General features: G+C 40.4%; 18 protein-coding genes and 1 pseudogene. 8 read left to right on the top strand and 11 right to left on the bottom strand.

From position 1 onward, the window contains the following. Nucleotides 1–41 precede the first annotated feature (41 nt). Entirely contained in the window at nt 42–311 is a 270-nt protein-coding gene (locus NSTCB13_RS01985) for a ParE family toxin-like protein (RefSeq protein ID WP_292817369.1), read from the bottom strand. Further along, nucleotides 308–526, bottom strand: a complete 219-nt coding sequence (locus NSTCB13_RS01980) for a hypothetical protein (protein WP_445629872.1) — start codon at nt 524–526, stop codon at nt 308–310. The genes NSTCB13_RS01985 and NSTCB13_RS01980 overlap by 4 nt, the downstream gene beginning before the upstream one ends. Before the next feature lie 90 nt (nt 527–616). On the opposite strand from NSTCB13_RS01980, the gene NSTCB13_RS01975 reads away from it, so the two are divergent. Continuing rightward, nucleotides 617–1,006, top strand: a complete 390-nt coding sequence (locus NSTCB13_RS01975; RefSeq protein ID WP_445628212.1) for a helix-turn-helix domain-containing protein — start codon at nt 617–619, stop codon at nt 1,004–1,006. Continuing rightward, entirely contained in the window at nt 1,003–1,560 is a 558-nt protein-coding gene (locus NSTCB13_RS01970) for a transposase (RefSeq protein WP_445632213.1), read from the top strand. Before NSTCB13_RS01975 ends, NSTCB13_RS01970 begins: the two co-directional genes overlap by 4 nt. A gap of 100 nt (nt 1,561–1,660) precedes the next feature. On the opposite strand, the gene NSTCB13_RS01965 is transcribed toward NSTCB13_RS01970, so the two are convergent. Continuing rightward, entirely contained in the window at nt 1,661–1,864 is a 204-nt protein-coding gene (locus tag NSTCB13_RS01965; protein WP_334771395.1) for a type II toxin-antitoxin system HicB family antitoxin, read from the bottom strand. A 75-nt stretch (nt 1,865–1,939) separates the two neighbouring features. On the opposite strand from NSTCB13_RS01965, the gene NSTCB13_RS01960 reads away from it, so the two are divergent. Beyond that, nucleotides 1,940–2,068 carry a hypothetical protein gene (locus NSTCB13_RS01960; protein WP_448271212.1) on the top strand — a complete coding sequence of 43 codons (129 nt, stop codon included), beginning with the start codon at nt 1,940–1,942 and terminating at the stop codon, nt 2,066–2,068. A 3-nt stretch (nt 2,069–2,071) separates the two neighbouring features. Here the strand turns inward: NSTCB13_RS01960 and NSTCB13_RS01955 are convergent, their stop codons facing one another. From NSTCB13_RS01955 to mfd, 5 genes are all read right to left on the bottom strand, one after another. Continuing rightward, complete coding sequence (locus tag NSTCB13_RS01955) at nt 2,072–3,061, bottom strand: hypothetical protein (RefSeq protein WP_448271211.1); 990 nt, start codon at nt 3,059–3,061, stop codon at nt 2,072–2,074. Between the two features lie 54 nt (nt 3,062–3,115). Further along, nucleotides 3,116–3,724 (bottom strand): hypothetical protein, encoded by a 609-nt coding sequence (locus NSTCB13_RS01950; protein WP_448271210.1) that lies wholly within the window; start codon nt 3,722–3,724, stop codon nt 3,116–3,118. A 209-nt stretch (nt 3,725–3,933) separates the two neighbouring features. Continuing rightward, the gene (locus NSTCB13_RS01945) at nt 3,934–4,311 is read right to left on the bottom strand and encodes a PIN domain-containing protein (RefSeq protein WP_448271209.1); all 378 of its coding nucleotides are present in this window, start codon (nt 4,309–4,311) and stop codon (nt 3,934–3,936) included. A gap of 9 nt (nt 4,312–4,320) precedes the next feature. Beyond that, complete coding sequence (locus tag NSTCB13_RS01940; RefSeq protein ID WP_152589996.1) at nt 4,321–4,581, bottom strand: hypothetical protein; 261 nt, start codon at nt 4,579–4,581, stop codon at nt 4,321–4,323. A gap of 89 nt (nt 4,582–4,670) precedes the next feature. Beyond that, nucleotides 4,671–8,276, bottom strand: coding sequence for a transcription-repair coupling factor (gene mfd / locus NSTCB13_RS01935; protein WP_448271208.1), 3,606 nt, complete (start codon nt 8,274–8,276; stop codon nt 4,671–4,673). Between the two features lie 240 nt (nt 8,277–8,516). Between mfd and NSTCB13_RS01930 the strand changes: the two genes are divergently transcribed. Continuing rightward, a complete protein-coding gene (locus tag NSTCB13_RS01930; protein ID WP_445629876.1) occupies nt 8,517–9,845 on the top strand; it encodes a hemolysin family protein in 1,329 nt (442 codons plus the stop codon). 102 nt (nt 9,846–9,947) lie between these two features. Here NSTCB13_RS01930 and NSTCB13_RS01925 read toward each other — a convergent pair whose 3' ends face one another. After that, a complete protein-coding gene (locus tag NSTCB13_RS01925) occupies nt 9,948–11,129 on the bottom strand; it encodes an aldo/keto reductase (protein WP_448268503.1) in 1,182 nt (393 codons plus the stop codon). A gap of 742 nt (nt 11,130–11,871) precedes the next feature. Here NSTCB13_RS01925 and NSTCB13_RS01920 point away from each other — a divergent pair. After that, nucleotides 11,872–12,987, top strand: a complete 1,116-nt coding sequence (locus NSTCB13_RS01920; protein ID WP_448268502.1) for a hypothetical protein — start codon at nt 11,872–11,874, stop codon at nt 12,985–12,987. A 146-nt stretch (nt 12,988–13,133) separates the two neighbouring features. On the opposite strand, the gene NSTCB13_RS01915 is transcribed toward NSTCB13_RS01920, so the two are convergent. Together NSTCB13_RS01915 and NSTCB13_RS01910 are read right to left on the bottom strand one after the other, a co-directional pair. Next, nucleotides 13,134–19,112, bottom strand: coding sequence for an amino acid adenylation domain-containing protein (locus NSTCB13_RS01915; RefSeq protein WP_448271207.1), 5,979 nt, complete (start codon nt 19,110–19,112; stop codon nt 13,134–13,136). Nucleotides 19,113–19,357: 245 nt separating this feature from the next. Beyond that, nucleotides 19,358–20,260, bottom strand: a complete 903-nt coding sequence (locus NSTCB13_RS01910) for a methyltransferase domain-containing protein (protein ID WP_448271206.1) — start codon at nt 20,258–20,260, stop codon at nt 19,358–19,360. A 975-nt stretch (nt 20,261–21,235) separates the two neighbouring features. Here NSTCB13_RS01910 and NSTCB13_RS01905 point away from each other — a divergent pair. The 3 genes and pseudogenes from NSTCB13_RS01905 (at nt 21,236) to NSTCB13_RS01895 (ending at nt 25,545) form a co-directional block, all read left to right on the top strand. After that, a pseudogene (locus tag NSTCB13_RS01905) lies at nt 21,236–22,679 on the top strand (sugar transferase). Nucleotides 22,680–22,919: 240 nt separating this feature from the next. Beyond that, the gene (locus NSTCB13_RS01900) at nt 22,920–24,353 is read left to right on the top strand and encodes an oligosaccharide flippase family protein (protein ID WP_445629882.1); all 1,434 of its coding nucleotides are present in this window, start codon (nt 22,920–22,922) and stop codon (nt 24,351–24,353) included. A gap of 91 nt (nt 24,354–24,444) precedes the next feature. Continuing rightward, nucleotides 24,445–25,545 carry a glycosyltransferase family 4 protein gene (locus NSTCB13_RS01895; RefSeq protein WP_445629883.1) on the top strand — a complete coding sequence of 367 codons (1,101 nt, stop codon included), beginning with the start codon at nt 24,445–24,447 and terminating at the stop codon, nt 25,543–25,545. Nucleotides 25,546–25,552: the final 7 nt, after the last annotated feature.

The raw sequence follows: 25,552 nt of genomic DNA, 5'->3' as shown, positions 1-25,552 counted from the left end.
TAATAGTTCAACTATTTGCTGTACACGATCGCACTGTGTCGCTACAACTGAGAAAGCAACTTGTTATACTCTGCGTGTGAACCAAGCCAAAACCAAATAACAGTATCTCCATCTAACTGGCCAACCGCTCGATAATTTTTGCTAATCCGTGCTGAATAAATTGGTAGTTCTGGATGTACTTTTTTGAAGCGCAAGCTGGGATGGCTCGGATCTTGTTTGAAGAGGCGGTATGCCTCACGCGTTTGCTCTTGAACTTGCTCAGGTAGATCGGCAAACCCTTGACGAAATTGAGCGGTTATACGTGACTTCACAATGTATCTGGATCTAACTCTTGAGTTTTTCCTGCACGGTATTCAGCCATTGCTTCGGTTGCAAGTTTGGCAAGCATATCTGGAGAACGAGCAAAAGCTTCATCCCAACAGCGTTCATCTTCTAGTTCTGCCAAAATTATCGCCGCGATCGCATCTTGTTCATTGGCAGGCAAGTTTTTTAGTTTAGCGATCGCTTGTTCAAGTAGCTCAGTCATAGCTGTTAATCATTACGAAAGTCATACTATAAATTACAGCACTTTCGAGGTAAATGAGGTACACATAATATTGGTGTATCAAGACTTAAAATGAAAGCATACTCAATCGATTTACGAGAAAAAATAGTAAATACTTACGAAAAGGGTGGTACTTCAATAAGAAAGGTTGCTGTGCAATTTGGTGTAGCAAAAAGCTATGTGCAAAAGCTAATCCAACTTCATAGAGTGCAAGGACATCTAGAACCTAAAAAGCAAGGTGGAGCCATGAAGGGTAGGTTAGATGATTTCGTGAGCGAATTAGCCGAAATGGTTCAAATTTACCCAGACGCAACTTTATTGGAATATTGCGAATATTTTGGAGAAAAATACAACGTTTGGGTGTGTGCAAGTGTGATGTGTTGTGCATTACAAAAACAAAAATTAACGCGAAAAAAAAGTGAAAGTGCAGCCAAGGAAAAACAGAAAGAGTCCAAAAACTGAGAATAGAGTATTGGGAGAAGGTAAAGCAAGTAGACCCAGAAGACCTTGTATTTATAGATGAAATGGGTGTTTTACTTGGCTTAACTAGAACTCATCAAAGAAGCGAGCGCGGTACTAGAACGTATAATTTTAAACCATATTACCGGGGAGCAAAAATAAGTGTAATCGGAGGAATTAGCTTAAAGAAGGTTTTAGCCGTGATGACTTTAAACGGCTCAATGGATGGAGATGCATATAAAGTTTTTGTAGAACATTTTTTACTTCCGCAATTATGGGTTGGTGCAGTCGTTGTAATGGATAATCTACCTGCTCATAAAGTCGAAGAGATTAAGCTTTTGATTGAAGGAGTGGGAGCAAGTGTTCTTTATCTATCTCCTTATTCTCCTGAATTCAATCCAATTGAACATTGGTGGTCACAATTAAAAGCTTTTCTGAAACAATTTTCTCCCAAGAGTGCATCTGTCGTTGATGGTTTAATTAAAATTGCGCTGAAACTAGTTGATCCAAAGCATCTAAAAAATTGGTTTACTAATTGCTGCTACTGTACCTCATGAACCTCAAATTTGCTGTAAATATAATGAGTGCCAGTAATTCTTTGCAAAACCCAACCTTTATGTTCCACAATCTTACAAAGTTGCTTGCCAGAAATCGATTTCATACAGCAATTTCGACAACTCGATCTGTTGACTCAATTGCATTACGACTGTTGGCAACTTCAAGCCAACCTTCAATAGCGTCCTTTAAATTAGCCATCACTTCTTCTATGGTGTCTCCTTCGGTAATACAACCGGGAAGCGCGGGAACTTCTGCCCAATAACCGCCTTCTTCTGCTGGATGAATGATTGCTCTAATTTTCATAAACTTATTGAGCTAGTTTGTGAGAATATGCTAACAACCATAACTGTTTGCTCTTAACTATGGCTACTCAAATTAATGTTGCTACGGTTCAAACAACAGGTGTTTCTGCGATCGCTCTTCATCGCAGAAATAGTTAGGTTTGAGTATAAGCAAATATTCAGCTTCGTGCTGTCAACCGAATCTAGGCAAAGGCGATCGCACTAATTGTTATAAAAGTTGAGGGTTGATTCCAAGATCGTCAGTAAATAAAGACAGTTGAACTCCTGCCTTAAGCCTTCTCTGCTTTCCTACATTTCTAAGTCGCTTATCTGCTCTGTACACATTCTCAATTATAGGTACTGATTGTGGTATGTGTTTAGGGAGTAAAAGCTCAAAAGCAATACGAACAGCTTCCACTGGATACTTCTCTTGATAACGAATCTGATTAGCTGTTAGTCGGCTGATGGCTGAGTAATCCATCAACGGACGAGTATCATAGTGGTCTCGAAGCGATACATTCTGAGATAATTTGTTTTGTTCTCGGATCTCTCTTGCCTTTAAACCTTGCAAAAGCTTGTTCATTGCATCATGAGTATCGGAAAAAAGCTTTGGACATAGACAATGATGCTTTTGACCGTATTCTGCAATTGCGGATTTTAGTTCAGGATATTCCTCAAGCCGTAGAATCTCTCTAACGCTTAGACGCACTCTATGCGCCTCAAATTCTAGCTCAAAGTTAGTTTCTACTGGGCATGAAGAGCAATCGCTAGATTTCCATCCAGTTTTTTTATGGATAAAAAGCCTCATCCCAAGATGTTTGATCAAATCCAATGTTTGTTGAGCTTTGACTTGGCTTTCTTTGTTTACTTGCTTTGAGTATGAGGCATAATACTCAATCATGGCTGCACAAAAACCATCTGTAAGAATGTTTCTCCCTTCGATATCAAAGTATCCTGTGAGAACAAGATCCCATTCAGCAAAGGGCTTCAAGCACTTTGGTAAAGAATTTTCGGCACGATTAGCTTCTCGGACTCTTTTCACCCATTTTGAGACTCTTTGGTGTGGCACTCCTAGAAATCTCGCTAATCCAGAGTGAGACATTCCAGATTGACCAGTGGCTTTGACTGTGAAGTACTCTGCACCATCAGGATCTACATGGCGCAGCAGGTCATCTGAGAGGCTATCTCTGCCACCAAGTTGTGCTGCAAGTTGACGCATGGGGATTCTCCTTGTATTTTATTAACTTTGATTTCTGACACGGGTAGCTAAACCTTAATTGTTTGTCCGGTTTCCATTAGTTGAAAAATGTGGACTAACTACATTTTTATCGCTCAAATATTCTGCTTGGGTTGAAGCGAAAGAACCACGTCCTATTTGTTGCCATCTGCCTTCTCTAGCCCCTCGACGCAATTCAGTAGATAAAGAATTTCTAGCACGCACATACTCATCATTATTCTCTGTAATAAATATCGCTTGTGCAATCTCATCAGCAGTCAAAGCCTCATTACGGCTACTCAAAACAATTTCAGCTACCTCTGCTAACGTTTTGTTTGCAAATTCAGTCCCTAGCATTTCTTTCGGAGAACGCTTGTTATCATCTCTAACCCCATATTTGGCATTGTTGGTAAATGTATTGTTGTTTGTTTGACTTTGGTTAGACTCTCCGTTATAACTTTCATCAGAGTTAAGCATTATAGAGGTATCTTGATTTAGGGCATCGGTATTAGCCTTCTCATGTATGTTTAACATCAACTTAAAATACTCAATGTCAGCTTGTAGCTGAGATACACGTACTTCAGTTTCAGTCAGGGCAGACATTTTCTCTTCTATTTGCTTGTTTAACCAACTAATGTGTTGTTGACGGGCAGTATCATAACTCATAAGCTTGCCCCTAAACAAATATACTGGTTTTCAAAACAAGCATAACAAATAAAAAACAAAATAGGTATATCAAAGTTTATTTAGTTAAACAAATTTGTTATTTAAGCAACTAATCAAACCACAGCTATACAACATAGACGTTGAGTAGCTTGCTGTTAGCATCACTTTCCTGAAAATTTACTCAAAATGTATCAGTGTTGGTTTACTGGTTAACGTGTGTAGGGCTGTGCCATGAGAAGACCGGGAACAACATGGTAATGAACATTGAATGTACAAAGTGTTGCACCTTGCCCAACAGCACAAGCAGCTATCAGCGCATCTAACAACCCTAAACTGTGAGATAAATGGTAGGTTGTAAAGTCAGACAAAGCGCGAGTCAAGTCAGCCTCAGTAGCCCAGACTATAGGTAGCGGCGCAACCAGTTTTAAAGCATTACTCAACTGCTGCTTGTTTTGAGAATCCTGAATCAGTTCCATGACTACAAAGCCGGGCACAGTGGGCAACTCTGATAGACTGGCAAACCAACTTATTGCAGGAGCATGACCTCGTTGGATATCAATTAAAACGTCGGTATCTAGCAAATACATCAACTTTACCTATTCTCGCTCACGGGTTTGGGCCTCATGGCGTAACTTGCGAGCGTATGCTTGACTATCTGTAATATCAGGTCGTGAGTTTATCACACCTTCGCTCTGCCAATAAGCAACGAGTTCGGCTCCTGTCTTGGGAGGATTTGCTAAAACCTGTCTTACAGAAAGAATCCGAAGAATGTATTCAGAAAGAGGAAGATTTAACCGAGAAGCTTCAGTAAAAAGCTCGTTTTCTAGCTCTGGTGGCAAATCAAGATTAATACTCACTCTGCTTATTCCCTGTAGGTTTGGTTCTTAATTGATAAAAACTTGAGCAAAACTTATCAAGCAATTGATGACTAATCTTTTTCTAGCATTTAAACAACAGCCGCCTCTGGAATCGCACCTTGCATTCTCCCGAAAGCATCAATTAGATTCTGCAATTGTTGATCTGCTTTAAAAACTCCTAATCCGCGTACCGTCACTTTCCCCGGAGAATACACAAACCGCGTCTTGAGATTGTCTGGTAAATTTGCCGCCAACAAGTTCCAAGCAGGTTCTTCCATTGGCGTTTCTAAAACGACGTGCTGCTTGTTTTCTGGTTTAATCCGGCTAAATCCGAGTTTTTTCGCTAGCTGTTTGAGTTCCATGACTCGCAAAAGTTGATTTGCTGAGACTGGTAAAGTACCATAGCGATCGCTCCACTCAGCTGCAATCTGTTTTAATTCTGATTTAGATTTAGCTGTCGCCACCGCTCGATAAGCACTCATCTTTTGATCCAAATCGGTGATATAATCCGCCGGAATAAACGCTGTCAGGTTGAGGTCAATCTGGGTATCCTCCACTTTCGGTATTTCTTGTCCTCGGATTTCCCGAATTGCTTCTTCAAGCATTTCCATGTATAAATCAAAACCGATGGCATCCATTTGACCGGATTGTTCTGCACCTAGCAAGTTACCCACGCCTCTGATTTCCATATCGCGCATCGCTAGCTGATATCCAGAACCTAACTGAGTAAATTCCTGAATCGCTCGTAATCGTTGCCGTGCTGCGTCAGATAATGCTCGTTGCTTCGGATAAAATAACCAAGCATGAGCTTGGATACCTGCACGTCCTACACGACCGCGTAATTGATACAACTGTGCTAATCCAAAGCGGTGAGCATCTTCAATCAAAATCGTGTTGACTCGCGGAATATCTAAGCCAGATTCAATAATTGTCGTACAAACGAGGATATCTGCATCGCCATTGCTGAAGGTGAGCATGGTTGATTCTAACTCGCTTTCATCCATTTGACCGTGAGCGATCGCAAACCTAGCTCCCGGTATTACTTCTCGTAAATTGGCTGTTGTCTCTTCAATTCCATCTACACGTGGAACTACATAAAATACCTGTCCACCTCTGTCTAATTCTTGACGAATTGCAGTGCGGATACTTTCAGAATTTATTGGTGATAGATGGGTTTTAATCGGCCGTCTGGTTGGGGGTGGTGTGGTAATCAAACTCATTTCCCGAATCCCCGACAAGGACATATACAAAGTACGAGGAATGGGAGTGGCGGAGAGGGTAAGCACGTCCACCTGAGTTTTCAAGCTTTTAATTTTCTCTTTCTGGTTTACCCCAAAGCGTTGTTCTTCATCCACTACCAACAATCCTAAATCCCGGAATGATACGCCTTTACCTAAAAGTTGATGTGTACCAACCACTACATCTAATTCACCCGTTGCCAATCGCTTTTGAATATCGCGGCGTTCTTCGGCGGAACGGAAACGGTTGAGCAAACCGACATTCACGGGATAGGGTGCAAAACGTTCTTTGAGTGTATGGTAATGCTGCTGTGTTAAAATAGTCGTTGGCGCAAGGAGTGCCACTTGTTTACCGGCGGTGACTGCTTTGAAAATAGCACGAATCGCCACTTCCGTCTTCCCAAAACCGACATCGCCACAAACTAAGCGATCCATTGGGCGATCGCTTTCCATGTCGCGTTTTACATCTTGTACAGCTTTAAGCTGATCTGTCGTCGGTTGGTAGGGGAAAGAATCTTCCAATTCCTCCTGCCAAGGCATATCACTTGGAAAGCTAAAACCTTGTTGTTGCGATCGCGCTGCATACAGTTTCAACAAGTCCACTGCCAATTTTTTAATCGCTTTGCGGACTTTGTTCTTGGTGTTTTCCCAAGCTTTACCGGTCATTCGGTTGAGTTCCGGTGCTTTATCACCTCCGGCGCGGAACCGGGATAAAGCACCTACTTGATCGGCTGCGACTCTGAGTAACCCATCAGCATACTGCACCACCAAATAATCACGGGTTTCGTTATTAATCGTCAAACTTTCCAGCTTGACAAATTTACCAACACCATGATTTCTGTGAACCACATAATCGCCTGGACGCAGCTTATTGGGATCGACTTGCTTAGAAGTAGCTTTGTGGCGCTTGCGGATATAGCCGGGAGTCGCCAAAGAATGCTGCCCAAAAAATTCCCGATCTGTGACGATTACGATTCGGTATGTAGGCAGGATAAAACCTTCTAATTCCGCCAAACCAGAATATTTTAAGGCTATAGGAGTATGGTTGATTTGCAGCTTATCTATTGCTTGGTAGTCGCGGGGATTGGGGATAAACTGAGCCGGACAATCATGTTCTTGTAACAGCGAGACAGAACGGGAAGGTTGAGCAGAAAGCAGCCAGATCGAGAAATTGCGATCGCGTTCTTGGCGGATGGTTTCAGCTAGTTTAGCAAACTGGTGTGGCGTGGCTGGAACAGGACGGCTGGCAAGATTGATCCCATCATTTTCCTCTGACAGTTCCGACAAATATAATGTCTTAAATCTGGCAACATCAGCCAAACACTCATCAAACGAACGGTGAATTTTCGGCAATGTTAGGGGAGTTGATTCTTCCCCATGCGGCATTCCCCATTGTTCCTGGGCATTTTCTACCCAGCGATCGCTATGAGCATGACACTGTTCTGGCTCATCAATGGCAATCAAGGTATTTTCTGCTAAGTAGTTTAGCAGAGATGCTGGTTGCTCGAATGCTAACCCCAAAAAACGACGGCTACCTTCAATCAGCGATGAGTGCTGAGTGCTGGGTGCTGAGTTAAATTCTGACTCAGCACTCAGCACTTGGAACTGGGCACTATTTTTCAGTGCAGCCATCACGATGGGAGTAAAGCTAGTGGGGGTAAGAATTAACTGCTCAACTTTGTCGAGGGCGGAACGTTGGGTTGCTGGGTCAAATTCCCGCATTTGCTCGATTTCATCACCAAACCATTCCAACCTGACTGGAAATTCTGAGGAAACCGGGAACACATCAACAATATCGCCCCGCCGACTCCATTGCCCTTCCATTTCCACCAAAGGAACTCTTTCATACCCCAAAATAGTTATTTTCTCACTGAAGCTATTCAGGTCTAATTCCATACCTTTTTTTAGGGTAAGACAGAATTGTCCAAAAGCTTCTGGCGGAGGTAAATGAGGTTGCAGCGCCCCTTGAGTAGCCACAATCGCTAAATTTGTTTTTTGTCCTACCCTGCGGGAAGCCGCTGGCGCGTCTATGTCCTTTGTCATTTGTTGTTGGTTTGTTTCTAATGACAACTGACTAATACTTCGACTACGCTCAGTACAAGTGACTAATGAGTCTTGATTTTTGAGTAAATCTGCCAATACCTGCATTTGCCCCCAACTCATTTCAGTTTCTGGGTCAAAAGGTTCGTAGGGAGAAGCCTCGGAGGTGGGGTAAAAATGTACTGTTTGCCATCCCATTGCTTCCAGTTGTGCGTAAACGCGTCCAGCTTCTTCTAGGGTGGCGCAAACCACAAACAAATCTTTACCCTGAGACTGCGCTAATGCCGAAGCCACTAGAGTCTTGGGCAGCCTGGGAATGCCATTTAACCGCAATTCTTGTTGTCGATTCAGCTTAGAAATAAATTCAGTGGTGAGCGGCGATCGGCCTAAGGCACGCACAATAGAAGAAAATGACATAAGTACTACTAGCGATGAGAGTCTTTGTGGATCAGCAAATCTTGAGGCAGTTTATGTCAACTATTTTAAAAGTGTTAACAGCTTTCTTATTCTTGCGGTAGAAGAATAATGCACAGTGACTAATAAACTTAAGAACTATAACTACTACTTTGTGTATAGTCAAAGTATTTATCGAAGCACCTTTAATACTAGATACTAGGTATTGAGCTACATTCGCTCTGATAAGCGGCAATTTTAAACATGTCCCCCATCACTTTTGAAATTTCAATCATTTTGGTGCTAATTATTGCCAACGGCGTGTTTTCTATGTCTGAGATGGCGATTGTCTCGGCACGGAAAGTAAGGTTACAACAGCTTGCCAATCAAGGAGATGCCAAGGCAATGGCAGCATTGAAATTAGCAGAGTCTCCCAATCATTTCCTGTCAACTGTTCAAGTGGGTATTTCCTTAATCGGTATCTTAACTGGTGCTTTTGGAGGAGCAACAATTGCCAACCGACTGGCAGTCTATGTGCGACTTGTACCTTTGTTAGCACCTTATAGCGAACCGATATCTTTTGGAATAGTGGTTTTGATCATTACCTATTTGTCACTCATTGTTGGCGAATTGGTACCAAAGCGTCTGGCATTAAATAATCCAGAAAGGATTGCCTCGATTGTAGCGATTCCGATGCAAGCCTTGGCTGCGATCGCTTCTCCAGTAGTCTTTCTTTTAAGTGCTTCTACAGATTTGATCTTGCGAGTGCTGGGAATTACAGCTTCTACTGAGCCGCAAGTCACCGAAGAAGAAATTAAAATCTTAATCGAGCAAGGCACTGAGGCGGGAACCTTTGAGGAAGCTGAACAGGATATGGTAGAGCGAGTCTTTCGTTTAGGCGATCGCCCTGTTAGTTACTTAATGACACCCCGTCCTGATATTGTTTGGCTAGACTTAGACGACTCTGCCGAAGAAAATCGCCTTAAAATGGTTGATAGTGCTTATTCTCGGTATCCAGTTTGTCAGGGGGGACTTGACAATGTGCTGGGTGTTATTCCTGTCACTGACTTATTAGCCAGGAGTTTCCGAGGGGAACCACTAGACTTGACCATCGGATTGCGACAGCCTGTATTTGTGCCAGAAAGCACCCGTGGCTTGAAAGTTTTGGAATTGTTCAAGCAAACTATCACTCACATGGCGCTGGTAGTGGATGAATACGGCGTAATTCAAGGATTAGTTACTCTCAACGACATCATGAGTGAAATCGTGGGTGATGTTCCTTCAACGGATGGACAAGATCAACCACAAGCTGTACAACGCGAAGATGGTTCCTGGCTTTTGGATGGGATGTTGCCTGTAGAGGAGTTTTTGGAACTTTTTGGTATGGAAGAATGGGAATCTGAAGAACGCGGCAGTTATCAAACATTAGGCGGTTTTGTGATTACCCATTTAGGTCGTATTCCTGCCGCAGCAGATCATTTTGAATGGCAAAGTATGCGAATTGAAGTGATGGATATGGATGGTAATCGCGTTGATAAGGTGCTAGTCGTACCGAAGGCAGTTAAATCAGCAGATACGAAAAAATCTGATTAGCATTGGGCATTGGGCATTGGGTATTGGGCATTGGGCATTGGGCATTGATAATTATTGTCTCCTATTTCTCATACGCCATAACCAATGCCCGATCTATGCATATCAAGTGCGAGATAGACGTTTGACAGCTTCACCCGCCAACAAATGATGAGCTTGTTCCAGAAGTTGGGGGATTTTTTCAGCGTAGGGATTATGGACGAGACATTGCCGCAAGTCTAATTCATCTAGCCGATCGGCTTTGTTGCCGGGGAACCAGTGGCCGCCATTACCAAGCAGATTGTAGCGCATTTTAGCGTAGTCTACTAAATCGTAGGCGATCGCTAAATTCCGCAGCCACAAAATCACCCGAATATTTACCTCACCAGGGGTTTCGTCAAAATTTGGTAGATTTGTTTCCCAAGATTTTACCCAATTTTCTCCCAAAGTAGCGATCGCTTCTTGTTCCAATCTTGATAAAATTGGCGGCAAAATTTCTGATGCTCGATCTAGTAATTCTAAAGTCTTCAGATGTTCATCAAAATCTTGTGGTTTTGCTGCTCCCAAACTTAGGGTATGTACCTCTTGATGACTCAAACAAAACAAATCATTAAACACCATTGGACTCAATGGAGCGCAAAGATTGACTAATTTTTTGGGAGGCTCATACAACAAACCTCCTTTATTAGAAGGGCTAATAATAAACACCCCCATATCGTGGCGTTTAGCTGCTTCGATTGCCGCCCAATTCCATTGATTAATGTAGTACCAGTGCAGGTTCACGTAATCAAATTGATTGGTATTAATTGTCTGCACAATTATATCTGTCGAGCCGTGTGTGGAAAAGCCGATAAATCTAACTTTTCCTTCTGCTCGCAACTGCTGCGCTACTTCCAAACAGCCGCCGGGACGGATGCTGTCCTCTAACGACTCAGGATGATTAATGCCGTGCAACCCTAAAAGGTCAACATAATCTAGTTGGAGATTTTTCAAAGATTGTTCGAACGTCTCTCGGAATTCTTTCGCATCTGCCTTTGGATTGATTTTCGTCTGAACAATCAACTTTTCGCGGGGAAATTTGGGTAATATTCTCCCCAATTGCATTTCAGAAGTGCCATAACCACGAGCAGTTTCAATATGATTAATTCCAACTTCGACTGCCCTTCTAATAGTCGTTTCCAAATTTGCCTGGTTATCAGCAGGAATTTCATGATTGGGAACATCTTCCCATTTGAACTGATATCTCATGCCACCGCAGGAAAACACTGGCATCTGTAATTCTGTGCGCCCAAATCTTCTATATAGCATCAGTGGATTGTGGATTGCTTACCAACTTAAAATCTAACAACGATAGTCATTTCAGCTTTTAGTGCCACAATCATTTCCTCTGTTCAATCTGTGACACTAGCAATATTCATCGCATTCTTAAATCGGTCAGGTCTTTTGGTTATTGGATTTTTACCTACCAATATTCTAGTTCCACAGAATAATTATCTCATACTGTTAGTCTGTCAGGGTTGAAACGAGGGACAGAGTTGTTTAAGCTTAATGCGTGCATCAATAGTTGTAAAACGCCAGTTTGCTAGAGCATTAGTTTCTCAAGAGTTGCTAAGTAAGCTTCAGGATTTCGACGGAATCGTAGTTGTTCAATTTATTGCCTAAACGTGTTTATCGAACCAATCCTAGAGTTATCAAAAAACCTGTATCAAAGTTCGCTCAAAAAAGCTTAAACACCGAAGTATTAGTACTAAAACGAATCCTCCTGTTTTCCTTGTTATTAGCACTGCGTAGTCCTAACTGAACCGTATTGGGCTATAGTTAGGCGATTTTTATGGGCTAGCACTTTTTCAACTTCTCCTGAAACCACTCAAATGATAAAAGTCCCTCGTCTTTTATTTGAGCGTTTAAGAGATATTGCTGTTTACTCTGCTTGATTGAATCAAAAATGGATAAATTCAAGCTTAGGCCGTTAGAGAGATAAAAATCGACAGCAAATCTATTACCAATAAATAAACAGTAGCAAAACTGGCATTTTACTATTTTGGTGGGTATGGATACAATAGTGGGACTGTGCAGCACGCAGGGTTGGACAGCACAGCTTGTCATCGCTCAAGAATTTACGGCTTCAGAAGATGCTGCGCTTTTCTTCTCAGGCACTCAAGGTTTTTTAGTCTTGATAGCTGGACTGTTGCTGGCCTTTGCCTTTCAGCTGCTGCTAGCTAACTTTTTCATTGCCTTGGGAATTTCATACTCCACTCCTGAGCATGAATCAGATACTAACAGCCAAGCATTGATGGACGATAAGATTAATCAAGTTGGGATAATAGTTGGGTTGCGAACCTTAGGAACTGTAAGCATTACATTATTTCTTGCTTGTTTTCTAGCGGTGAAACTTTGCCCATTACATGACCCGCTATTGGCAGCAATTATTGGTCTGCTCATTTGGGCAGCCTACTTCTTTTTACTGGTATGGGTCAGTGCTACTACGGTAGGCTCGGTACTCAGTTCTGTTTTAGATCGGGCAACTTCTGGCTTGCAAGGCATTATTGGTACAGCAACTATAGCCTTTGGTGCGAAGACGATCGGCGATCGCGTTGTTTCCACAGCAGATGCAGCGGCAACCGCAGTTCGTAACGAACTGGGTTCAGCGGTAGATCGAACCAGTATCCGCAAGGCAATAGACAATTATTTAAACCAGCTACAACTATCTCAGGAAGAGCGACTAGAAATTGAAGATGAGTTTGAAAAATTAGTCGCCCAACCAGAAATGCAATCTCTCAGTAAGGAGAATTACTTACGCAATATCGGTCGTAAAACCTTTGTGGATATAGTCGATAGTCGTACAGATTTGTCAAAACAAGACATTAATTGGTTTGTAGACTCTTTTGAAGGCTTTTGGCAGCAGATTTGGGGTCAGCAACCCCAAAAAGTGCAAACTAATGGATTGCCGATCGCTCTAAAGTCTGGCGAACCAGACGAGCTAAAGCCCGAGCGACTGAGTGCCAAGCTAGAGCAATTCATTAACCAAATTAGCCAGCAGCAAGCTAGACAGCAAGCGGAAGCTACCCAAAAGGTGGCAGAAACTGCTGCTTGGTGGCTGTTTAGCACGGCTTTTTTCTCTGCTGCTGCTGCTGCAAGTGCTGCTGCGATTAGTGTAGCTGTTTAATTTTCTCCAACCAAGCTAATTAAAACGTATACACCAGCCCAGAGCGCTTTTGCCATTCGTGGTAAACGGTTTCTAGTAGCACCACAGCAACAATAGAATCCGTTGCCATTTAAATTTTTGACTATTTTGCATTGTGGTTTTTCATTTTAATTCTTTGTAGACTGAGACTGCGCCTGAGTTAAGCAATTTCTCAATTTTTCAGCTAACACTTGTACATGAGGTTCTTTAAGTATGTCAAGGTGAGATCCGGGAATGTAATCGATATCTAATCCTCCAACTACTATGTCACGCCAGCCAAATTGAGGATCGTATTCTATGCCTATAGCTTCGTCCCGATTTTTATCCTCTGTCCGCAAAAGAATAGCTCGACCAAGATAAGGTGAAAAAATATAGTCACTAAGAGCTTGAGTGTTAGTATCTATAATCTTTAAATGCTTGTCAGTTTCAGGTACATGAAGTACGTCTTCCAAGTAACGGTTATATGTATTTTGCAGTTCTCGCTTACGCCAATAACTCCATCTCACAACTTTTTGCCAAAGGTAGTTAGGCCCTTGTTGAACAATATTATTTAAATGCAAAAACACTCGCTTGAATAATGATACCTGCCAGCTATAACCTATACGACAACTATCAAGTAGAACTAAAATGCCGACTTGTTCGCCTTGCTCATAGAGTTGCCGAGCCATCTCAAAGGCAACTGTACCCCCAAAGGAATAACCTCCGAGAAAATAAGGGCCATGAGGTTGAAGGGTTTGAATTTCTTGAATGTAGTGCGCTGCCATATCTTCAATACGGGTATGGAGAGGGTATTTTTCGTCTAGCCCTCGTGGTTGTAATCCGTAAAATGGTTGTTCTGTCCCCAAATGCAATGCTAATTCACGGAAACATAAGACTTCTCCACCCAGCCCGTGAATACAGAAGAAAGGTGGCTTAAAACCGTTGGGTTGAATTTCTACTAGGGATGACCAGCTAGATTTTGATTGGTCTAAGGTATTTACTAAAGCCGAGTTTCTTGTTAAATCTTCTTCTTGGCAGATTATTTTGGCTAGAGCCTCTATAGTACCTGACTGGAAAAGAATGGCAAGCGGCAGGTTTTTACTAAATGTCTTTTCAATTTGCCAAAACAGTTTTACTGCTAGGATAGAATGTCCTCCTAGCTCGAAGAAGTTATCCCTAACACCAATCGGTCGGACACCTAAAATTTGTTCCCAAATCTGTGTTAACTGGCGTTCCACTTCATTGCGGGGAGCAATAAAGGTGGCTTCTGGCTCTTGCCTCGATAAGTCTGGTGCTGGTAGGGCGCGGCGGTCTACCTTGCCGTTGGGGGTTAAGGGCATGGTGTCCAGCACGACAAAAGCTGAAGGTAGCATATACTGTGGCAATTTTGTCGAGAGGAAGCCCCGGATCTCAGCAATTGCAATTACTGAGTCTTGATTTGGTATAATATAAGCTACCAAACGGCGATCGCCAGCAACATCTTCACGGGCAATGACTACAGTCTGGAGTACATTTGGATGTTGGGCTAACACCGTTTCAATTTCCCCCGGTTCAATGCGTATTCCCCGGATCTTGACTTGATGATCTCGGCGACCGAGAATTTCTAGAGAGCCATCTGGACGATAGCATCCGCGATCGCCTGTATAATAAAGCCAATCCTGGCGATCGTTCCCAAAAGGGTTTTTGACAAACCGAGAATGGTTTTCTTGCTGGGCATTGATATAGCCCAAACTACGGAATGGAGTGCGGATTACAATTTCGCCTGGTTCGCCGATACCACACGGTTGTTGATTTGGTGTGAAAACCAGTGCTTGGGTTTGCGGCAGCGGTAATCCAACTGGCTGTACACCAGGGCTACAGTCAACAGGTACTCGGTAATAACATTTCGCCAAGGTTGTCTCTGTCGGGCCATAGAGATTAACAATTTCACCTGATTCAGGAAAAGCATCCCGCCAGCGAACTACAAGGGTTTCTTTCAAAGGTTCTCCAGCCAAGAATAACCAGCGTAAGTTACGTAAAGAAATTCCTGACGGCACATTCGCTAACCATAATTGCGCTAGCGAAGGAACTGTATGCAGTACAGAAATTTGCTCATTTTCCAAATAACGCAGAATTCTCGTCGGTTCTAGGTTATCCTCTTCTTCTGGCAAACATAGGGTTGCACCACTAGTTAAAGGTAAAAAGATATCTCTAAGAACGACATCAAAAGAAAGACCAGTTAATTGGGCAATGCGGTCTTGCTGATTAATTTCAAAAGTCTGTCGCTGCCAGTTCAGAAAATGCGCCAACCCTTTATGACACCCCAGCACACCTTTAGGTACACTAGTTGTGCCGGAAGTAAAGAAAATATAAGCTGCATCGTCGGCAGCGATTTCAGGTAGATTTACGGCTTCAATAATCGTCTTTTGGGAATTTATAGCTTCTCCTGTGTCTGGGTTAACACAGATGCTAGTTAAAGACTCCCATATCTTTTCGTCTTCTGAACGCTGACCATCAATATATAATATGTATTTAGCTTTAGCTTCCTGTAGCATCAAGCGCTGGCGATCGCTAGGAAGTTTTGGATCGAGGGTGAGTAGCACACCGCCACTCAAGAGTACGCCCAGCATACTGGCAATTAGCCCAAAGCTGCGTGTACCATATATGGCTACGACATCTCCCCGCTCTACTTTGTGAGATAACAAAACCTGTGCTAAAGTTTGAGCTATTTTGCCCAATTCCCCATAATTCCAAGTACGAAATCCTTGACGAAGTGATGAATGTTCTGGGGTACGATTTACCCAAGAGGTAAACATTGTAGTTGTCAATTCATACTGTGGTTCTGGCAAAACTGCCCTTGGCTTTGGCAGCAAAAGTTGTGCTTCTGGTGTCACCAGAGAATATAAACTAATCTGTCTCTCTGGAGCAGCAACAATTTGATTTAGCAAGTGATGGAATTGATGAAGCATTTCCATCATCCGTTCTGAAGTAAACAGATCGGTGTTGTAAACTAAATCAAGTTGGATTCCTTGATTTTGTTCTGTAACATAAAGGGTTAAGTCGAACTTGGAAGCTGTTTCTAGAATGGAGACTGGTTCGATAGCCACTCCAGGTAGTTCCAGGTGGATATCCCTTAAGTTGAGCATATTAAACCACACTTGAAACAGTGGGTTGCGACTGGTATCTCGCTCTGGTTGCAGTTCTTCTACCAGTTTCTCAAAGGGCATATCTTGATGGGCATAAGCAGCTAATGCCATCTGGCGAACTCGATTTAGCACTGAACGAAAACTGGGGTTTTCGGCAAAATCAGTCCGTAAAACAACGGTGTTAATAAAAAATCCAATTAACTCTTCAATCTCAGAACGGTTACGTCCGGCAATGGGAGAACCAATAAGAATGTCTTCTTGCCCTGTGTAGCGGTGCAGTATTGTCCCAAAAGCTGCCAGCAATGTCATGAATAGAGTGACACCCTCTTGATGCGAGAGTTCTGTGAGTGATGCACTCAAAGTCTGCGGTAGCATCAGAGATTGAGCTGCTCCTTGGTAAGTTTGCACTGGCGGCCGTGGTCGGTCGGTAGGCAATTCCAGTACAGTATTAGCACCTGCTAATTGGGTTTTCCAATAGTCAATTTGCTTGGAAAGTACCTCACCTGATAGCCACTGGTGCTGCCACACAGCAAAATCTGCATACTGAATGGGCAATTTTGCTAATGGGGAAGGCTTACTACTCAAAAATGCTTTATAAAGGGCTATTAACTGCTGCCAAAGAATACCAATTGACCAACCATCTGAAGCGATGTGGTGCATCATTAACAAGAGTATATGCTCCTGCTCGTCTACTTGGAGCAAAGTAGCACGCAGCATCAGGTCAGATTCTAAGTTGAAGGGGCGTTGCACCTCTTGATTGAGAAGAAATTCTACTTGCTCTTTTGTTACCTGAATGATTTTAAGTTCCACTGGCCGAGGCGTGCCAATTACTTGTATGGGGCTACCATCAAGTGATGTAATAAAGTTGGTTCGCAATGCCTCATGATGGACAACGATCGCATCTAGTGACTGTTGTAATATACCCAGGTTTAACTTGCCCGTTAAGCGTTGTGCATTGGAGACAATATACGCTCGGCTGTTGGGTTCCAACTGCTCCAAAAACCAGACTCGCTGTTGGGCAAAGGATAGAGGTGCTGATTGCCGATTCGCTATTTGAGGAATCGTCTGATTTTGGGGATCATTTTCTGGAGTTTGGTTTTGGGCGTTCCCGCTTCGGGTTGCCGTAGGCATTGCTTGAGCTAAAGTAGCGATCGTGGGATTCTCAAATAAGAGTTGCAACGGTATTTCTATTTGAAAAGCTTGACGAACTCTAGACATCACTTGAGTGGCCAGCAGTGAATGCCCTCCCAATTCAAAAAAATTGTCGTGGATGCCTACTTGTTCCAGACGCAAAACTTTCGCCCAAATGCCAGCTAAGACTTCTTCTGTCGAATTCTGAGGTGGAACAAAGTTAGTTGACAGCTTAATATCAGATGTATCAGGTGCAGGTAAGGCGCGGCGGTCTATTTTACCGTTGGGATTTAATGGTAGGGTGTCCAAAAAGACAAAGAAACTAGGCACCATGTATTCAGGCAACTGAGTTTCCAAAAAGCGACGCAATTCAGCCTGGCTAGGAATTTGCTCTGGACGGGTAACAATATATGCTACTAGTCGCTTGTCCCCAGGAACATCCTCTCTGGCTATGACTAAAGTCTGTGTCAGTGCCGGATGTTGAGCTAATATAGCTGCAATTTCTCCTAATTCAATTCGGAAGCCACGTATTTTAACTTGATCGTCAATGCGACCGAGAAATTCGATATTACCATCGCTCAAATAACGTGCTAAGTCCCCAGTTTTGTAAAGGCGCGCCCCAAGTTCAGAGCTAAAGGGGTTAAAAATAAACTTCTCTGTGGTCAATTCTGGACGGTTAAGATAGCCTCGCGCTAGACCAATACCGCCAATATGCAGTTCACCTGATTCACCAATAGGCACTGGCTGCAAGTTGTCATCAAGGATGTGAATCTCTGCATTGGTAATCGGACGGCCAATAGGTGCAGTAGCATAATTACTGTCTCGTTGGCAACTCCAGAAAGTAGTATCAATAGAAGCTTCTGTCGGGCCGTAACAATTATGTAAAACATTGTCCAAATTCAGTTGGGCAAAGAAGCGTTCTATAAGTTCGCCAGGTAAAGCTTCACCACCGCAGGTAATGTGTCTGATGAATCGGCAATTTTCAATTCCCTTCTCTTCTAATAAGACACGCAGTATGGAAGGTACTAAAGCCAGAACTGTGATTTGCTGCTCGGTAATTACCTTCACAAGATAGGCTGTGTCTTGATGTCCACCAGGGCGAGCCATAAATAATTGCCCCCCAAAGCACAATGGCCAGAATATCTGCCACACTGAGGGATCGAAGCTAAAAGAAATAGTCAGTAGAACTTTGTCTGCGTGAGTTAATCCAAAAGTTGTTTGCTTCCAGTGGAGTTGATTGCAGATACCACGGTGAGGGATCATTACACCCTTGGGCTGTCCTGTAGAACCAGATGTGTAGATTACATAGATGAGGTTATCGGCTGTAGTTTGATTTACAGGATTTTCTTGACTATTTTGAATATTCCCTTGCCAGTTTGAGTCCAGACAAACCACTTGTGCCTGATGCGGTGGTAAGTTCTTGACCCATTTTTCTTGGGTTAACAATACTGGTGTTTGGGTGTCTTCCAAGATAAAAGCTAAACGTTCTGAGGGATATGCCGGATCTAATGGCACATAAGCGCCTCCAGCTTTCAGAATGCCCAGTAGTCCTATAATCATCTCTAAGGAGCGCTCCAGACATATACCCACAAGCACTTCCGGCCCAACGCCTAAAGAACGTAGGTAGTGCGCTAGTTGATTCGCCCGCTGATTTAACTGTTGATAAGTAAGTTGTTTATTTTCACATACTACTGCAATGGCTTGGGGCGATCGCTCTACTTGCATCTCAAACATTTGATGAATGCACAGATCCTGACTATCAACTACTTGGGTATCATTTAATTCTTGTAAAACTTGAGTGTCGATGATATTAGTTAAGGTATTTAAGGTAATATTTTGCTTATATTCTGATGTCTTACTATTTATCTGCATTTTCTATATTAAGTTCCAGTGGGCATAAATAATTAAAGGTTTATGACTAAAAAAGATATGAGCAAATACAGCTCTCTATCTCTAGAAAATGAGCAGAATCTACTAATATCACATAACCAACATATAGCAATCTTGAATGATACAAACACTAGGAGCACACAGATATGTTGTGCGCCCCTACTAATTATTTTTACTCCAAATAATTGCAAATAGCTATAAAACTTATCAAACTAAAAAGTTGCTCTTTAGTTTTTGACTATTACCAGTGCCTTCATTTCAGCATTGAGCAGAGGTTGATGATAATTTTTTTGCAGGTCTGGCACAGGTTTCCCATCTACAATAACCTTGTAGATTTTTGCGTAGCAGTTGCTAGGTAAGTTATCAAGAATTCTTGTTTTAAATGCAGCAGGACTATAAGTTCTAGCAAAGCCTTCATATGCACCCCATCCAGCAAAGCTTGCAGTATTGTCAAAAATTGTGATTGCTTTGTCAACATTGGGCTTCTGAATTCGTTTATTGTTCCAGATTTCCGCATATTCGTTAGTTAAAAATAGCGGTGCAATGACAAGTTTTCTGCCCGCTTTCAATAAACGTACTGCCTCTTTAATAAACTTAATATCCAAATCATCTCGAAAATGTTCAAAAGAGTGATGACAGCTAATTCCATCTAAAGATTCATCTGGGAGAGGGATTGCATCAATAGATCCACCAATGTACTTAATTCCATCTGTGACTTTTCCATCCAATAAGGAGTCTTGACAGTAAGCATTCAATTTGAACTTTGAAACTGCCATTAAAGCCTTTATATATTCAGCTTTTTCACCACCAGCAGCATCTAGTATTTCATCACCTTCTTTCAAATCTAATAGAGTCATTGTCGTTAGATATTCAAGTGGCTTGGAATGGATGTAATCAAGTTGATTATATTTAGTTAATACATCCGAATTTATAAAATCCCTATAATCTTTTTCAGAAAAATATAAATTGTTTATTTCTATTTTTACTTCGCCTATCTCCGAATCATTTGTTGCTCGTAAAATTTTATTAACTTTTAAATTGTTTAGACGCAAATTTGTCAACAAACGCCACTTTTTATTGTTTAAAAACCTGCCCAATCGATCTACTATATCTAATTTACTAGTCACCATACTTTCACCCTGTGTTTTATTGATTGAAATGAAACTCGAAATTCTTACAGTTGAATCCCAAAAATTAAATTTCTGTTTTACCGAATAAATACAAACACTTACACGTAATTATAAAGGTACATTATCCTATCTCAGTAAAATCTACTTGATGAAAGATAGTTTTTACAAAATCTTCATTTTGCCTTGAATTATATAAATTTAATGTAAAGTCATAATCTTATTTTTTTGGATAATTCACGCAACCCTATAAAACCCAACTATGTTTGTAACATCAGTCTTCTAATCTAAACTACAGCCTCATCGTTAAGGTTGCTGCCCTTTTAAGACTTCATTTAGAAATGTTTTTGAAACTGACTTGAGTCAACAATGTAAAGTTTTGTTGCAAAATTCAAATTTTTAATGCATTTTGTTATAGGTTATGTAATATAATTTCTAATCAGTAATTATGCGTAAAAACAACAGATATAATAAGACAACTTTATATTCAAAGCTGAATTAGTCTAAATAAATATGCTAGAGTAATTTCTGAGGTTATATAAATAATTGTATACCTCGAAGAAAGAAGTGAAACTCTCCAAGATATCTGCGATATCCATAATTAAGCTGATGTATTAGCGATCTGAAAAATCATCATACTTTATTTTTATTTTGCCTACTTGCTTGATTTTTAACATCAGCAGTTTTGTTTAACTACTAATAATCTAAATTGACCAACAAATCTTTTTTTCATTAATTTTTACAGACTAAAATGTGATTATATACTGCAACTAAACCAAGGTATCTCGGTAGTAAAACAGTACTAAAACCGACCTAGAGAATATTTTTAATCGAGAACTTAAAGTTACTCCCAAAAAAATGGTTAAGACCAAGACTAAAAAGTCAAGTTTTCTTTGCAAATAAAAATAGTGAGATAGCCAAATTGTCTTGTATATTTAAGCTCCTATCAGATTTTACCTACACCAAGTGTTCCTACTTATGAGTCATCAAAGCATTACAACAAATAAATTCAGTGAAGTACCTTTGGATTTACGTGCATCGACATTTGTCACGGTACGTAAGGGTTCGTGGTGGTTGAGATTAACAACATTATTCTTAGTAGACTGTACTCTTTTATTTCTAGCTTGGGTTTTAGCAGCATATCAATCTACTTACGGACACTTTAGTTGGTATACAACGAGTCATTATCTACCGATTTTAACAGCTATTGGGATTCAAATAGGATCGCTAGCTGTCGAAGGTATTTATCGAGAAGGTCAAAAACGTTATGACTATTTCAATATTATCAAATCGCTAACTTTTGCTCATGGATTAATACTATTAGTTAGCTTTTTGTATAAACCAGTTATTGATATAACACGTCCAAACTTAATATTATTACCTTGGTTGCTAAGTATATTTTTTGTTTGTACTGGTAGATATGCTGTAAATATTACTCTAGAATATCTACGCAAGCAAAAAAAAATAGTTCGTTCTTCTGTTTTCATTATTTGCGATCCTCAAGATCGCGAGCAAATTGAGAGTTTTATAAAAAAAGAAAAGCATTACATTATATCTGGAACTGCGAATGCCAATTCACTAGACAGATATCAGCGTCAGCAAACATTGACTCAGCTTAATCAACTAGGGGTGACAGAAGTTTTTATATCTTGGGATGCGCTAAAAAATAGAATGTTTTTGTGCTGGTTATTTCAAGCATCTGGAATACAAGTACATATTTTACCGATGGAATTAAAACCAATTTATAAAAACGTACAATTCAACAAAATAGGGGGAATGCCTTGTCTAAGTTTGGATTGTCCGATAATTACAGGTAAGGATTTTTGGATAAAGCGTAGCTGTGATTTCTGTTTTGCGACTTTATTTGTAATGTTATTCTTCCCCATTTATATAGCTATAGCTATAGCTATAAAACTTGACTCTCCAGGTACAGTATTCTACAAACAAACGCGTATAGGTTTACATGGTCAACAGTTTAAAGTATGGAAATTCAGAACAATGAGGTCTGACGCAGAAAAGTTACAAAAAGAATTAGAAGCATTAAATGAAACAAAAGATGGGATTATCTTTAAAATTAAAGATGATCCTCGCATTACCCGTGTTGGAAAATTTCTCCGTCGTTACAGTTTAGACGAATTACCTCAACTTTTTAACGTTATCCTTGGAGAAATGAGTATAGTAGGACCTCGCCCTTTACCTACTAGAGATGTTGAAAAGTTTTCTGAACATCATTTTATTCGACATGAAATATTACCTGGTATTACCGGTCTTTGGCAAGTTTCAGGGTCGCTCAAATATTTTAGATTTTGAACAAGTGATTCATCTCGATATGAACTATATCGAAAATTGGTCACTTAAGTTAGACTTTGAAATTCTCCTTAAAACAGTTATGGTGGTTTTGCGAAAAGATGGTGCTTACTAACGAGGAAAAATCTATAGCTGGGCAGCTATGATTAAAGAATTTCCTTTTCGGATAAATCAATAAATTTATTGCAGTTTCAGTTTAATTTGTGGCGGATTCAATTGAGATTTTTTTACATTACACTGAGTAATTAGTTACTTGTTTTGCTTGAAAACACTCTAGAAAAATCTATAAGGATGTATCCGAAAAAATCATGGTGACTCCAAATAAAAGAATTAAGCTGAATTAAGAATTATAAGAATGGTAGAAAAGTACAAATTCATAAGTAATTCCTTCTCAATGATACTCAATCGGTTAGTACAAAGTGTTACAGCCTTTGTGTTAACCGCTTCTATTGCTCGTACTCTAGGAGCCGAGGCTTTAGGACAGTATCTACTAGCATATAGCTACTATTTTATTTTTGTAGGCATTGCTTCACAAGGGCTAAAAACATTGTTTACTAGAGAACTAGCTCGTGAACCACAAAAAACATCAGTCTATTTAATGAGTGGTACTTGCTTACAGCTAATATTTAGTTTTTTCAGTTATGGAGCATTGGTGATTGTAGTATTTTTACTTCCCTATAGTACCAAAACCTCAATTGTTTGTTACATAATGGGTTTAACGATCATCCCCTTTGCGCTTTCTAATATCACAGAGGCAATTTTTCAAGCGAAAGAAAAGATGCATCTGATTGCGATCGCTACAGTGCCAGTTTATATTTTACGCCTAATAATCATGATTTGGGCGATGCAACTAAAATATGGAATTGAATATTTGGGAGCGATCCTAGTTTTTTCTGAAACATTAATTTTGGTAATTGAATGGATTTTTATCGCTCGCTTAGTAAAAATTAAATGGCAAATTGATAGGGATTTTGTCTTAAATACAATCAAAAATGCGCGCACATTTTTTGCTATTGAAGCAATAGCTGTAGTAATTGGCAGAATTCAAATACTGATCCTTTCATTATTAGGAAATGAGTTTTTAGTAGGTTTATTTGGCGGAATAACACAATTATTACAACCCTTTATGATTATTGCTAACAGTATGAGTTTAGCAATATTTCCAAGGCTTTCAAAAGCAGTAGAACTAGGAAGAGAAAAGCAGAAGCAGATAGCTGAAAATATTATCGAAATCTTACTCATCATCGCACTGCCCTTGTTTCTTGGGATATTATTATTTGGCAAAGATTTATTAGTTTTTCTCTATAATGCTAGCTTTGCTGAAGCAAATATAGCTCTTACGATCAGCGCCGCGTCACTGATTTTTTTGCCGTTTACACGCTCACTGACTTATTTACTGGTAGCCAATGGTTTCGAGATAGTGAACTTACGTGAAGTAGTTATTACTAGTACATTAGGGAGCTTAGGAGGTGTGGTATTAGTTTCGCGCTATCAGTTACTAGGTGCAGCTTTAATGGCATTATTGATGACTATTTCTGGTTTTAGCCAGTATATTTATTTCACCTATACTCGCCTATTTTCATTAAATTTATGGCGAATTGTACGCCGACCATTAATAATAACTATTGTGATGCTACCTATATTAATATTTTTACAAAAACTTAGTTTAAACTTTATATTAACTCTAATTATTGCAACTTGTGTTTATACTTTATTTGTGATTTATTTAGGTATTCGTGCATTTGGAGGGTTTCGGTTTTTATGGTTTAAATTGTTAAGGTCTCAGTAATTAGTTTCAAATAAATTATTATTAACTCATAAAATAAACTTATAAAAACTGATGAAATAAATAATCTAAGAGGAAGGATGTAATTTTAATTATGATTAAAGTTGCTTTATTACATTTTAGCTTTGAAGATTACACCATTGAATTAGCAAACAGTCTGGTTAAATATGTTGATTTAACGCTAATTCACCCGGAAAAAGTTTCAAATGTTTGTAGCAATGTTCTCGATCCTAACATCCGCGTAATTAGCTTTAAAAAACCACGGATTCGCGACCCACGCAACCTATTGTCGATGTACGAGATGATGCGTATTATCAAAGACATACAGCCGGATATCTTGCATGTGCAAGAAACTAACGATCCTTGGTATGATTGGACTTTGTTACTCAACAAAATGCCGCCATTGGTGACAACTATCCACGACATATTCCGTCACCCAGGAGATAGCATGGCTGTATTCGGTTCAGAGTATACTAGGCGTATTGCCTTCTATCGTTCCCAACAATTGATTGTCCATACTCATCAACTAAAAAAGATTCTAATTGAACAATTTCATATACCTCAAGAGCGAGTCAATGTTTTACCACATGGGGAACTTGGTAGTTTGTATCAGCGTCGGGGTACGAAGTATAGTCAGACTCGCGAGCCAAATACGTTACTATTTTTTGGCCGCATCTGGCCATACAAAGGATTGAAATATTTACTTCAGGCTATGCCTTTAATTGCTGAACGTATACCTGAAGTCAAACTGATTATCGCTGGACGGGGAGAAAATATCAAACAATATTTCCCTAATGGTTATGATGAGAAACGTTACGAAATTATCAATGACTTTATCCCCCTTGAAGAAGTCAGTAATTTATTTCAACGCAGTACGATAACAGTTCTACCATACATAGAAGCCTCTCAAAGTGGAGTGGCAGCCTTATCTTATGGCATGGGAACCTTGGTTGTAGCCTCTGAAGTAGGGGGATTAAGTGAGATAATTCAGCATAAAAAAGATGGGTTGTTAGTTCCACCTCGTGATGTTCAATCTTTAGCTGATGCCATTATTTATTTGTTAAGCGATCGCGATTTGCAACAACGTATGCAAACTGCAGCATTAGCTCGCTGTCAGGAAGATTTAAATTGGTCAAATATTGCCGCTCAAACAGTCCAAGTTTATTATAAAGAACTGAATATGCAAAATAAATAAATATTAG

The organism is Nostoc sp. DSM 114160 (assembly GCF_053470305.1).
Note: the sequence above shows the minus strand (reverse complement) of the source record. Positions and strands in the feature narration are given on the sequence as shown.

What these genes read in the sequence shown, in the direction of transcription:
- mfd (WP_448271208.1), bottom strand. Translation starts at nt 8,276, where the DNA reads ATGTCATTTTCTTCTATTGTGCGTGCCTTAGGCCGATCGCCGCTCACC.
- NSTCB13_RS01975 (WP_445628212.1), top strand. Translation starts at nt 617, where the DNA reads ATGAAAGCATACTCAATCGATTTACGAGAAAAAATAGTAAATACTTAC.
- NSTCB13_RS01920 (WP_448268502.1), top strand. Translation starts at nt 11,872, where the DNA reads ATGGATACAATAGTGGGACTGTGCAGCACGCAGGGTTGGACAGCACAG.
- NSTCB13_RS01910 (WP_448271206.1), bottom strand. Translation starts at nt 20,260, where the DNA reads ATGGTGACTAGTAAATTAGATATAGTAGATCGATTGGGCAGGTTTTTA.
- NSTCB13_RS01950 (WP_448271210.1), bottom strand. Translation starts at nt 3,724, where the DNA reads ATGAGTTATGATACTGCCCGTCAACAACACATTAGTTGGTTAAACAAG.
- NSTCB13_RS01980 (WP_445629872.1), bottom strand. Translation starts at nt 526, where the DNA reads ATGACTGAGCTACTTGAACAAGCGATCGCTAAACTAAAAAACTTGCCT.
- NSTCB13_RS01930 (WP_445629876.1), top strand. Translation starts at nt 8,517, where the DNA reads ATGTCCCCCATCACTTTTGAAATTTCAATCATTTTGGTGCTAATTATT.
- NSTCB13_RS01895 (WP_445629883.1), top strand. Translation starts at nt 24,445, where the DNA reads ATGATTAAAGTTGCTTTATTACATTTTAGCTTTGAAGATTACACCATT.
- NSTCB13_RS01965 (WP_334771395.1), bottom strand. Translation starts at nt 1,864, where the DNA reads ATGAAAATTAGAGCAATCATTCATCCAGCAGAAGAAGGCGGTTATTGG.
- NSTCB13_RS01925 (WP_448268503.1), bottom strand. Translation starts at nt 11,129, where the DNA reads ATGCTATATAGAAGATTTGGGCGCACAGAATTACAGATGCCAGTGTTT.
- NSTCB13_RS01955 (WP_448271211.1), bottom strand. Translation starts at nt 3,061, where the DNA reads ATGCGTCAACTTGCAGCACAACTTGGTGGCAGAGATAGCCTCTCAGAT.
- NSTCB13_RS01900 (WP_445629882.1), top strand. Translation starts at nt 22,920, where the DNA reads ATGGTAGAAAAGTACAAATTCATAAGTAATTCCTTCTCAATGATACTC.
- NSTCB13_RS01960 (WP_448271212.1), top strand. Translation starts at nt 1,940, where the DNA reads ATGTTGCTACGGTTCAAACAACAGGTGTTTCTGCGATCGCTCTTCATC.
- NSTCB13_RS01945 (WP_448271209.1), bottom strand. Translation starts at nt 4,311, where the DNA reads ATGTATTTGCTAGATACCGACGTTTTAATTGATATCCAACGAGGTCAT.
- NSTCB13_RS01915 (WP_448271207.1), bottom strand. Translation starts at nt 19,112, where the DNA reads ATGCAGATAAATAGTAAGACATCAGAATATAAGCAAAATATTACCTTA.